This window comes from Pseudomonas sp. LTJR-52 (assembly GCF_003691465.1).
Taxonomy (GTDB): domain Bacteria; phylum Pseudomonadota; class Gammaproteobacteria; order Pseudomonadales; family Pseudomonadaceae; genus Chryseomonas; species Chryseomonas luteola.
In genome coordinates, this window is record NZ_CP033105.1 from 4811270 (window position 1) to 4822720 (window position 11451).

General features: G+C 53.2%; 13 protein-coding genes. 7 read left to right on the forward strand and 6 right to left on the reverse strand.

Features of this window, described 5'->3' with window-relative positions; translation table 11 throughout:
* Window positions 1–95: 95 nt before the first annotated feature.
* Window positions 96–2300 (forward strand): OsmC domain/YcaO domain-containing protein, encoded by a 2205-nt coding sequence (locus tag EAW52_RS22230; RefSeq protein ID WP_122044103.1) that lies wholly within the window; start codon window positions 96–98, stop codon window positions 2298–2300.
* 359 nt (window positions 2301–2659) lie between these two features.
* Window positions 2660–3013 (forward strand): hypothetical protein, encoded by a 354-nt coding sequence (locus tag EAW52_RS22235; RefSeq protein ID WP_019366385.1) that lies wholly within the window; start codon window positions 2660–2662, stop codon window positions 3011–3013.
* A gap of 413 nt (window positions 3014–3426) precedes the next feature.
* Here the strand turns inward: EAW52_RS22235 and EAW52_RS22240 are convergent, their stop codons facing one another.
* Window positions 3427–3774: a DUF805 domain-containing protein gene (locus EAW52_RS22240; RefSeq protein WP_019363904.1), complete on the reverse strand. Its 348-nt coding sequence runs from the start codon at window positions 3772–3774 to the stop codon at window positions 3427–3429.
* Between the two features lie 911 nt (window positions 3775–4685).
* On the opposite strand from EAW52_RS22240, the gene EAW52_RS22245 reads away from it, so the two are divergent.
* From EAW52_RS22245 to EAW52_RS22255, 3 genes are all read left to right on the forward strand, one after another.
* Window positions 4686–4898, forward strand: coding sequence for a DUF3079 domain-containing protein (locus tag EAW52_RS22245; protein ID WP_122044104.1), 213 nt, complete (start codon window positions 4686–4688; stop codon window positions 4896–4898).
* Between the two features lie 91 nt (window positions 4899–4989).
* Complete coding sequence (locus EAW52_RS22250) at window positions 4990–5799, forward strand: AraC family transcriptional regulator (protein ID WP_122044105.1); 810 nt, start codon at window positions 4990–4992, stop codon at window positions 5797–5799.
* A gap of 47 nt (window positions 5800–5846) precedes the next feature.
* Entirely contained in the window at window positions 5847–6458 is a 612-nt protein-coding gene (locus EAW52_RS22255; RefSeq protein ID WP_122044106.1) for a LysE family transporter, read from the forward strand.
* Window positions 6459–6466: 8 nt separating this feature from the next.
* Here EAW52_RS22255 and EAW52_RS22260 read toward each other — a convergent pair whose 3' ends face one another.
* Window positions 6467–7252 carry a TSUP family transporter gene (locus tag EAW52_RS22260; RefSeq protein ID WP_122044107.1) on the reverse strand — a complete coding sequence of 262 codons (786 nt, stop codon included), beginning with the start codon at window positions 7250–7252 and terminating at the stop codon, window positions 6467–6469.
* Window positions 7253–7349: 97 nt separating this feature from the next.
* Between EAW52_RS22260 and EAW52_RS22265 the strand changes: the two genes are divergently transcribed.
* A complete protein-coding gene (locus tag EAW52_RS22265) occupies window positions 7350–8261 on the forward strand; it encodes a LysR family transcriptional regulator (protein ID WP_019363899.1) in 912 nt (303 codons plus the stop codon).
* A gap of 50 nt (window positions 8262–8311) precedes the next feature.
* Window positions 8312–9145, forward strand: coding sequence for a DMT family transporter (locus EAW52_RS22270; protein ID WP_019363898.1), 834 nt, complete (start codon window positions 8312–8314; stop codon window positions 9143–9145).
* Here the strand turns inward: EAW52_RS22270 and EAW52_RS26970 are convergent, their stop codons facing one another.
* Genes EAW52_RS26970 through EAW52_RS22285 form a run of 4 tightly spaced genes read right to left on the reverse strand, consistent with a single transcriptional unit; the run spans window position 9146 to window position 11395 of the window.
* A complete protein-coding gene (locus EAW52_RS26970) occupies window positions 9146–9328 on the reverse strand; it encodes a GNAT family N-acetyltransferase (RefSeq protein WP_218567949.1) in 183 nt (60 codons plus the stop codon).
* Window positions 9325–9609: a GNAT family N-acetyltransferase gene (locus tag EAW52_RS26245; protein WP_218567894.1), complete on the reverse strand. Its 285-nt coding sequence runs from the start codon at window positions 9607–9609 to the stop codon at window positions 9325–9327. Before EAW52_RS26245 ends, EAW52_RS26970 begins: the two co-directional genes overlap by 4 nt.
* 48 nt (window positions 9610–9657) lie before the next feature.
* Window positions 9658–10146, reverse strand: coding sequence for a GNAT family N-acetyltransferase (locus EAW52_RS22280; RefSeq protein WP_122044108.1), 489 nt, complete (start codon window positions 10144–10146; stop codon window positions 9658–9660).
* A gap of 34 nt (window positions 10147–10180) precedes the next feature.
* Entirely contained in the window at window positions 10181–11395 is a 1215-nt protein-coding gene (locus tag EAW52_RS22285; protein ID WP_122044109.1) for an MFS transporter, read from the reverse strand.
* Between the last annotated feature and the right edge of the window lie 56 nt (window positions 11396–11451).

Genomic DNA, 11451 nt, shown 5'->3' on the forward strand with positions numbered 1-11451 from the left:
TGATCTATTTTCGCTTTCGTCCAAAAGCAAAAACTTCTTGTCGAGATGCGGGATAATGGTAGCCAATTCGCTTATTCACGTTTCGGTAGTTTTGCATGGAAATCAAGGTCAATTTTCTCGATAACCTTCGGCTTGAGGCTAAGTTCGATGACTTCACGGTCATAGCCGATCAGCCTATCCGCTACAAGGGGGACGGTTCGGCGCCTGGGCCTTTTGATTATTTCCTGGCTTCATCAGCGTTATGTGCTGCATATTTCGTGAAGCTGTATTGCCAGACACGCAATATCCCTACCGACAACATTCGTCTTTCGCAGAACAATATTGTTGATCCTGAAAACCGTTATCAGCAGATTTTCAAGATTCAGGTCGAGTTGCCTGCCGATATCTCTGACAAAGACCGGCAGGGCATTTTGCGCTCCATCGACCGTTGTACGGTAAAGAAGGTGGTGCAAACCGGCCCGGAATTTGTCATTGAGGAAGTGGATAACCTGGATGCCGATGCCCAGGCGCTGCTGATACCGAGCATGGCCTCTGACACGAGCACCTTTATTGCAGGCAAGGATCTGCCGCTTGAGCAGACTATTGCCAACATGTCGGGGATTCTGGCCGACCTGGGCATGAAGATTGAAATCGCTTCATGGCGAAATATCGTTCCCAACGTGTGGTCGCTGCATATACGCGACGCTCATTCGCCGATGTGCTTTACCAATGGCAAGGGAGCCACCAAGGAAGCCGCGTTGGCGTCAGCCTTGGGCGAATTTATCGAGCGTCTGAATTGCAACTTCTTCTACAACGATCAGTTCTGGGGTGAAGACATTGCCAATGCAGCGTTCGTGCATTACCCGAACGAACGGTGGTTCAAGCCAGGCCGTAAGGATGCATTGCCATCTGAAATTCTCGATGCATACTGCCGGGAAATCTACAACCCTGATGGGGAGCTACGCGCCTCGCATCTGTATGACACCAACTCCGGCAACGTCGAGCGCGGCATCTGTTCGCTGCCCTTTGTACGTCAGTCGGACGGCGAGGTGGTGTATTTCCCGTCCAATCTGATCGAAAACCTGTACCTGAGCAATGGCATGAGTGCTGGTAACACGCTGGCTGAAGCGCAGGTGCAATGTCTGTCGGAAATTTTCGAGCGCGCGGTGAAGCGTGAAATCCTGGAAGGGGAACTTGCCCTGCCTGACGTACCGCAGGACGTGCTGGCAAAATACCCAGCTATTCTGGCTGGCATCCAAGGACTGGAAGAGCAGGGCTTCCCGGTATTGGTAAAGGATGCATCGCTCGGAGGTGAATTCCCGGTGATGTGCGTCACCTTGATGAATCCACGTACCGGCGGCGTATTCGCCTCGTTTGGCGCGCATCCGAGCTTGGAGGTAGCGCTTGAGCGCAGCCTCACAGAACTGCTTCAAGGGCGCAGCTTCGAAGGTCTCAATGATCTTCCTCAGCCTACGTTTGAAAGCCAGGCCGTGACCGAGCCGAACAACTTCGTTGAGCATTTCATTGATTCCAGCGGTGTGGTGTCGTGGCGTTTCTTCAGTGCCAAGGCGGATTTCGATTTTGTCGAATGGGATTTTTCAGCCGAGGGTGAAAATGCCAATGCTGAGGAAGCCGCGACCCTGTTCGGTATCCTCGAGGATATGGGCAAGGAAGTATACATGGCGGTATATGAGGACCTGGGGGCAACGGCTTGCCGTATCCTGGTGCCGGGCTATTCGGAGATTTATCCAGTAGAGGATCTGATCTGGGATAACACCAACAAGGCGCTGTCGTTCCGCGCTGATATTTTGAACCTGCACCGTCTGGATGACGCCGCTCTGGAAGCATTGGTTGAGCGCCTGGAAAACTGCGAGCTGGATGATTACACCGATATCACTACCCTGATCGGCATCGAGTTTGATGACAACACGGTTTGGGGGCAGCTCACGATTCTCGAATTGAAATTGCTGATCTATCTGGCACTGAAGCAGTTCGAGGAAGCGCATGAACTGGTCGGTGCCTTCCTGCAGTTCAACGACAATACTGTTGAGCGTGGCCTGTTCTATCAGGCTTTGAATGCAGTACTTGAGGTGTCGCTGGACGAGGAGCTGGAGCTGGCCGACTATGAAGTCAATTTCCGCAGGATGTTTGGTAATCCGCGCATGGATGCAGTGCTGGGCTCAGTGGATGGAAGCATCCGCTTCTTTGGCCTGACGCCCACCAGCATGAAGCTGGAGGGGCTGGATAGACATCTGCGACTGATCGACAGCTATAAGAAACTGCATACTGCACGTGCCAGGGCCGCTGCCTCTGCCCATTAGCTGTCATTGAAGCCGCGTAGTGGCTAGGGTCGCTCCCAGTGACTATACGCCTGGCGGATGCCAGCAGTGCAATCGCCTGATTACCTGCTATTTGAGTAATCAGGCGCGCTCGCGAGACGGACCTGTTATTGCGTTGGGGCAGAGGAGAACTGACCCTTTGCCCGGCTACGAATGATGGGTCTGCTCTTAGAGGAGGTACCCAATGGAGGTAATCGTCGTACTTCGGTGATGTAGATCAGGATCAGCGACACCCAAACGATTAATACAGAGGCCAGGGTAGTTTGATGTCATGGAAGGTATTATTATGCACAGGCGCATTTGGAGTGCGCGTTTGACCTGATCATTAAAAGGACTTAGCCATGACCGACATCAATCAGCCTATTCAGCCGGCCCCATCGCAGCAGCCGATAATCAGCAATTCAAATATGGCTGTTATCGTCTATGTTCTGTATATCGTAGGCTTCTTCAACGGCGTCACCGCGCTGATTGGACTCATCCTGGCTTACGCCAATAGAGACGCAGCAGACCCGGTTTCTCGTTCACACTTGGATTATCAGATCCGTACGTTCTGGTGGGGGCTTTTGTGGCTGGTACTGGGGTTTGCTTCAACCCTGCTCATCATTGGATGGTTCGTGTTGCTTGGCTGGGCCATTTGGACGATTTATCGAATCGTGAAAGGACTGACAGCAATCAATAATCGTCGCGGTATTTAAGCGCTGAATTCTGGCTAAACATTTCAGATATTCCCTGGGATAGTAGTGTTTGTCGCTGATATCCCAGGCTGATGTCTAACCATCAGAAACGCAAAACCAGCACATGCATGCACTAAAGCTTACTGATTACTCAGTGTATGCGTTACTGTTTTCCTGCCTTGTCACTATTCCTGATCAAATAACGTCAGAAGATAGGATTCTTGCCTTATCGTCAACAGATATGCTTGTTATTGGCAGGTACGTCTTCAACGAAAAAAACAGGGCAATAAAATGGCATACGAAATTGCCGCTAAAAACACTGTTGTTGATTCTAGCCAAACTACGGGATAAGTAGGGATCAATACACATGAACTGTCGATTAGAGTACGCAATTGAAGCCTCTTGGAACTTCAATTGCGTAATTAGGATCAGGCTTAGAAGGCCTTGGGGTTCTGCCCAAAGCGGTTTTCGACAGAATCTCCCTCGAGGCACATAAGTATTAGAAAGATGATTCCACCTACCGCGGGGACTCCACTGATAAGCACCCACCAACCGCTTCGGTTGGTATCATGAAGGCGTCGGACAGTTACTCCCAGATTTGGAAGAATCATAGCCAGGGTATAGGCACCACATAACCAGAGGCCCCAGCCAATTACTCCATCTACTACGGCAAGTACAACAGTAATGATCAAGCTGAACAGGGCGAACATCCAATATTCTTTCCGCCGAGCACGGCCATAAAACTTAATGTAGTTACTGACTACCGAGAGATACCATTCCATTTATTACATCTTCCTTATACAAGCCAGGCATAAAACGCCAGCATCCTAAAAAACAATGAAGTTCAGGAAAGGAGTCAGTAAAAGACGAGATGATTGCATAGAGACGCTATTTGCCATGAGAGCAAGCAATGCAAGAGAAATCTTTCCCAGATCATCCATAATCTTTCACAGAAGCCAGTCCATAGCTTCAAGGTGGCGGTAAGTTTACAGATGAAGTCAACTTGACGCTACAGTAAAAGCGCTATTATTGATTCCAGATAGGTGACCAGTGAGTAATAGTTGGAAAATTCGGCTTTTCAATCACTTAGATACGTCGAAGGTATTGAATCAGTGAAGTGCCATGGTTGGCGTATCTTTAAGGTTTAGCAACCTGAGCATTGAGATAGCCACTATTGCTTGGTTAGGTATACCGGCAGGCATGGATCTATCGTACATACTACCGACTCAACCAGACTGAAAGTCAGACGGTTGTGTAATAGTTCTGGCAAACCGTTCAGGATGATAACGTGTAAATGTTACCTTTAAAGGTTCGCTGGTGTGTGGCTTCATAACCAGATCCTGGCCCTCAAAACGATCACTACATAGTTTGTGGTTGCATTTGATAAGTCAGCGTTTGCCTATGAAGTGGGCGCGCATGCATTCCCTCGTGCAAACCCCATTGTCTGAACGTTTAAATCCATTGATACATCGTCAGCATCGACTTCTATCGAACAAAATGTGGCTGTTCGCTGGGGTGCGATGAGTCCTTAGAGAGCCGTAGCATGCCAAGCTGCTACAAGTCACACAGTAGGGTTATGTCATTGGGTGGATATCAACACCGCTATAATCGTCGTAACACTTGAGCGAGATCAAAAACGTTTATCCAGATTTCGATACGTTAGGGGTTCACCTCATACGTTCAGGAGTCTCGGATGGCCAAGAAATTTCCTTTGCAGCCTAAGCATCCGGAGCGCATCTGTTGGGCGTGCGATATGTATTGTCCTGCAAACTCGTTAGCCTGCGGTAATGGCGCCAGCCGTACCATGCATCCGGTTGAGCTGTTTGGTGAGGACTGGGATACGTTCAATGCAACCGGGGGTGAGCAGGCAGAAAGCGAGAACCCCGAACATCAGCTGAAACAATAGGTCCGAACGCGAGCGGGTATCCAGTCAACCTATCGTACGTTCGTTTGGCTTAAGCTGTAGTTTCTTCAAATCGGATGAGAGGCTATAAGACGTGTTTACCCTGCGGCATGCCTGGTCAGGTCCCGTTGAGCTGGTGGATGCCAGCGGTACGGGTCACCGATTCGCCAAGCACAGCCATGATGAGTGTGTAATTGGCGTCAATTTGGAAGGCGAGGAGCACATCTGGCTGGATAGCAGGATGTTCAATGCCGGCAAGGGATCCATCACCCTGTATAACCCCGGCCAAATACAAGGCGGCGGAGTCCATGAGGGAGCCTTCTGGCGCTACGTAGGGCTTTATGTATCGGCGGACTGGCTGGCCCAAAGCCTTGGGGTCAATCAAGTTGAGTTCGAGTGTCCTTTGCTCTATCAGCCAAACATTGCAAACCGCTTTGCCTGCGTGGTGCAAATGGCGTTACAAGGTAGCTCCATGAGCAACCCACACGTTCATCAGGCGTTGGTCCTGTTACTCGCAGAGATCACGGAGCTGAGTGGTGTTGCACTGACCACGCATTCAGCCGAGCCAGAGGTGGTTCTTCGTATTCAGGAGTGTCTTGCCGACTCCTTGGCGCAAACGCCTACTTTGGACGAACTAGCCCTTTTGACCCAGCGATCCAAGTATCAATTGCTGAGAGCATTTCAAAAGGAAACGGGGTTGAGCCCACATCAATGGGCCATGCAGCTGAGAACGCGGCGAGCACGGGGGCTGCTGCGGCAGGGTATGCCCGCCACGGATGTTGCTTATACGCTTGGCTTTGCTGATCAGAGCCACTTGAGTCGCCACTTTCGTTCGGCCTATGGAATACCGCCTGGCCAATATCAACGCCTCTACAGGTCCTGCAATCCTGTTCAAGATTATTGAGCAGGGGCAACCCATACTGATCGCCCTTTCTTTTCGAGACGCCTGATATGCTGACAATCTTCTTATCGGCCTTTTTGTTTGGCGCTGCGTTCTGCCTGTCGCCTGGACCTGTCCTGGCTGAAACGTTGCGTCGTGGCTTGTCCAATGGTTTCAGGCCGGCCCTAATGGTTCAGGTAGGATCTTTGCTGGGCGACGCCGTGTGGGCTGTATTAGGGTTGGTAGGGCTGTCAGTCCTGCTGGGCCATGAGCCGATTCGCATACCCCTAACGCTACTCTGTGCGGTTTATCTGGCTTGGCTAGGCGTTCAGAGTCTCAAGGATGCGTGGCGCCTGCCGGTCGGTACAGGTGAATCAGGTCAACCGCAGCAGGGCGCCTTGATGGCGGGTGCTGCCATCTCGTTGACTAATCCAAAAAACATTGTGTATTGGGGCGCGTTGGGAAGCGCCTTGTCGGGTATAACAGGCGACACTCCCAGTATCGAAAACACAGCGATGTTCTTTAGCGGAGTCATGAGTGCCTCCATTTTGTGTTGCTTTCTGACGGCAGCGCTTGTTGAGGGATTCCGGCGTGCCAGCTCACCAAACTGGCATAGAGCCAGCCATGCCCTGTGCGGAATCCTGTTGCTCATCATGGCTGGGCTCGCTCTGCATGGTCTCTGAGTGCGATCTTATACATGCGCTATAGAAGACAGGTAACCGTTTTGATAAAGGTAACGGCCAATCATTACAAAGCAGATGGCTACGATGAGAGGCCTGATCAGTCGGGCACCGCCACCGATAACGGCCAGTGAACCCAGATAGGCACCCGCAAGCTGTCCGACTGCCATGATGCCACCAACCAGCCAAAGTACCTTGCCGCCCACGATGAAGATTGCAAGGGATGCAAGGTTGCTCGCCAGGTTAAGGGACTTGGCAGTTGCCGTAGCGGTAATAAGGTCGCGGCCCCGTAAGGCTACCTCGCTGAGTGAAAAGAACGAGCCCGTGCCAGGGCCGAAAAAACCGTCGTAAAACCCGATAAGGGGGACAACCAGGAGACGGTGCAGCCGCTCCCCCATGCGCGGCTTGCGCTCAACAGTACCTGCGCCTGGCGCAAGCAGAAAGTACAACGCAATACCACCCAATATGAAAGGCACCAGGACTTCAAGAGCGGAGGCATCCACACGCTGAATAACCACGGCGCCCACGGCTGCACCAATAAAGGAGGTCAAGAAGGGCTTTTTGACATCTGCCCAGGCGATCTTGCGTTTACGAAGCAGGGTCAATGTGGCGATTAGCGCCCCAAAGGTGCTCTGGAGTTTATTGGTTGCAATGGCTTGTACCGGTGGGATCTGAGCCAGCATTAGGGTAGGCACGGTAATCAGCCCGCCGCCACCTGCCAGCGTATCGATAAAGCCTGCCGCAAAGGCAACCAGCCCGAGTAATAGCAGAAAGGTGGGATCCAACACTACATCCATTTCAACATCCTTTGATGACGCGAGACGGATACGATAGAGCAATGCCGGGTTTTGTGTTGCAATGTGGTATTGCAGAAATCGCAACAAGGAAGGCGGTATGTCACTGGCTCAGTTATGGGAGCTACAAGCCTTTTGCGCAGTAGTGGATCGCCATAGTTTCGTGAGTGCGGCGCGCCTGCTGGGACGCTCTCCCAGTACAGTGACGCGGGCCATACAGAGCCTTGAGGCACAGCTGGGGCATGAGCTTTTGCAGCGCTCACAAAAGCAGGTCCGATTGACCGAGGCGGGGGAGGCGTATTATGGCTACGCCAGGCAGATGCTGTCGCTGCAGGCCGAGGCAGAGGAATCACTCTCGGTACAGGGTACGTTGGCGCAAGGGTGGATTCGCTGCTCCGCCCCTGAAAGCCTGATGATGGATTTCTTGCCCAGCGTCATGGCGGAGTTTGGGCGGCGGAACCCCCAGATCAGCATCGATATACAGGTAAGCGATGCGGCGCATGATCCCATTGCCGACAAACTGGATTTTGCCATTCGTGGAGGCTTTGCCTATCCCAGCGAGCTGATCGGCGCGCCGTTGTGGAGCTATCGGCGTTACCTTTATGCAAGTCCGACATACCTCGCCATACGTGGCGTACCTGAAGCACCCGAAGCGCTTGTCGAGCATGATCTGCTGATGCATACCTCCCCAAGAATTCTCAAGGATTGGTATTTCAGGCAGGGCGATGTCCAGGTCCGTTATAAGGCCCAGCCCCGTTACCGTCTCAGTTCAGGCGTAGCGTTATATAACGCTGCTGTCCAAGGTCTTGGTATCTGCCGGCTGGCAGACTGGCTTGCAGAACCGGCGGTGCAGGCGGGACGTTTAGTCCGGGTATGCAGCCATTATCGACTGACCTCCTCAACCGGGCATGACCCACAGATACATGCCGTTTATGCCAGTACTCAGCTGCCCCAGCGAGTGCGCGCATTTCTGGAGGCAATCAAAAGCGCCGCGCGTGAACGTTACGCCTGAAGCGGTTGAGTCGTTGGTGCGACAGGCCCAATCACCCTGCAGAGGTACAGATGCTTGTAACCGTTTATGGTGTCGTCTTGTTCGCGGCGGCCTTGCATGCCACTTGGAATGCAATCGTCAAAAGTGGAAGCGACAAGATCCTTATCACTGCAGTGATTACCGCTGCAGCGGCATTGATAGCAGCCTTGATCCTACCATTTGTCCCTCCGCCGGCAGCGCCCAGCTGGGGTTTCATTGGAGCATCTGCTGTACTACAGGTGGTGTATTACAACCTGGTGGCACAGACTTATCGCGTCGCTGAAATGAACCTGGCATACCCGTTGATGCGGGGAACGGCGCCGCTGCTGGTAGCGGTCATCAGCACGGTGGGATTAGGCGAGCATCTGAGCACGACGGCCTGGGTGGGTATCGGCACGCTTTGTCTGGGTATCTTATTGATGGCGCGCCAACGTGCATCCAGGCACGGGACAGGGGTTTGTCTGGCGCTACTTAACGCCCTGGTTATTGCTACTTATACATTGGTAGACGGGGCGGGCGTCAGAGTATCGGGCGCACCGCTGGCCTATACCTTATGGATTTTTCTTCTGACAGGCGCGGTCATGACGGTCTGGATGCTTTGGCGCAATGCCCATGCCTTCGTATCATTTTTCCGCATTCAATGGCTGGTGGGACTGGTAGGGGGAGCTGGAACATTGGCGTCTTATGGCTTGGCGCTTTGGGCGATGACCCTGGCGCCTGTGGCCGTTATCGCTGCCTTGCGAGAGACCTCGATTATATTTGCGGCGCTCATCTCCGTGCTTGTTCTGAAAGAGCGCATGAGTCGGGGTCGAATTGCAGCGGTATGTGTCATGGCTATCGGGGCAATGATTCTGCGTCTGGCTTGACTAGTCAGGTGGCAAGCCAGATGCCAGCAAGTCTCGCCGATATTTGACGAAGCCGCGCTTGCTGTCACCCTTGAAGCCTGCCCGCTTGAAGAAGGCGTGAGCCTGAGTCCGGTGTATTGAACTCATTAGCATGATCTTAGAGCAATCCTTTTTGATACAGCGTTGCTCGATGGCCCTGATCAGCTGCCTGCCGACGCCCGTCCGCGTTGCGCCTCGTCAACGATTACATTCTCTACCACCGCAAACGGTTGAGAACCAAACATTGCATCCTTGCAGAAGATCAGCAACGCGCTGGCGATAACGGTGCCGCCATATTCGGCCACTAAAAGTTCATGGACAGGATCATGCTGAAGTTCCTCCAGACGAGCCGGAAGCACAGTAATGAACGCACTGTCCACAAGTTGGCTATATAGCCGTTGGAGGTAGCCGGCATCGTCAGGTTGTGCACGTCGAACAGTTAACATGCGTGGACGATCTCTGTTGTGGTGCGTTGGCAGACTTTATCTGTGGCCTTACCGAGGGATATCTCCGGTCGGCCGAAGCATCTTGTACATCGGTATACAGTCCAGCGTAAGACCACGAGGCGAATGGTAAGTGGATACCTTTTCACCTACAAAACCACACTTTCGATAGAACGGCGCCGCGTTCAGGGTTGCGTCCAGGTGAAGGTAGTCCAGGTCTGTCTGAACGGCAAGCGTTTCGAGATGCTCCAGCATCTGGCGCGCAGCCCCTTGTCCCATATAGTGGGGTAATACAAAGATTGCGTCGATCTTGCCGGATGTCAGATCGACCATACCTGTTCCGATGATGCGCTCATCCGAGACCAGGACATGGAAATGGTCCTCGACATCATTTTCATAGCTTTGCGTAAAGGTGCCACTGGTCCAGATCCGGATCTGCTCGTCACTGTAGGACGATGGGCATTGATGACGAATGGCCTCACAGCGGACTGTCCAGGTGTCCGCCGTGTCTGCGCGGTTTGCCTTGCGAATGTGAAACACGTTATGACCCCTCTGATTGAGCAGCCGGACGGACTCATTCCCTGGCACCACGAGGCGCTATTTGCTGCGTGCAGAGAGGGTACATCCAGGAGGACGCACAGAGCCACAACAGCACACCTGCGCTGGCGACCAGAGCCAGTATTTTAAACGCTTCAGCATAGCCGTAACGGGCTGCGAAAAATCCGCCCAGGCTGGTACTCAAGGCAGCACCGATGCCCTGTACTGTCATGACGGCAGCAAGGCCGGTGTTGAATCGCCCGGAACCATCCAGAATGCGGGCTACCAACCCCGGTACGGCTACGCCCAGCAAGCCCGCACCAATACCGTCGAGCAACTGGACAGGGATCAGAACCCAGGGTGCCTGGATGAATGAGGCCAGCAGGCCGCGAAGAGGCAAGGCCAACAGTGCCAGTATAAACACGATGTAATAGCCCTTGGTTTGGGCCAATCTGGCCGCCAGCAGTGCCATGACGATCATGGTGGCCTGAGCCACGATTACTGTAGCCGCGGTATAGGCACTGGGGTCGCCAGCGGTGCCGCGCGCTGCCATTGCCTGGCCCAGCAGCGGGAGCATTGCCGCATTGCCAAGGTGAAAGAGCAGCACTGTAACTGCCACGGTTAGAAGGGGGCGGTTGCGAAAAAGGGCTGACCAGGAAAGCTTTTGCGCATGGTCCGGCGAGCCAGCGCGGGCTGCCTCGTGATCAATCTGGTCAGCCCGTATCCTGGTTAGCATGCACAAGGCGGCTAGCGTCAGAATGCCCATCAGGACGAATACAGCGCCCAGGCCAAACCAATAGCCGAATACGCCAGCGCCGATTGCAGCAAAGGCATTACCACCATGGTTGAACGCTTCATTGCGACCTAGCTGATGGTCGAACCCCCGTGTTCCTACAAGGCCCAGGGTAAGGCCCGCAATGGCGGGTGGAATAGCGGCACCGGCGATACCGGCAACCATCTGCGCGATGCTGGTAAAGAGAAAAGTAGGTAGAAAATAATTGAGGGTGCAGGCCACAAGAATGCACAAGGCAGCCCATGCAACAATACCGCGCTTGGCCTGTAGTGCGTCCACCAGCATTCCCAGAGGTGTGGTCAGGAGCAAACCGGCTAACCCGCCTAGTGTCATGACCAGTCCTATTCGGTCCGCGGCCCAGCCCTGTTGCTGAAGAAAGATTCCAAGGAACGGGCCGAGCCCGTCACGAATATCCGCAAGAAAGAAGTTCAGGCCGTTCAAGAACGCAGTGGGCGCCATGTGGATGCATGCCTCTTATGTCCATTGGGCAACGACTACTCATCCTGATTTAAAAC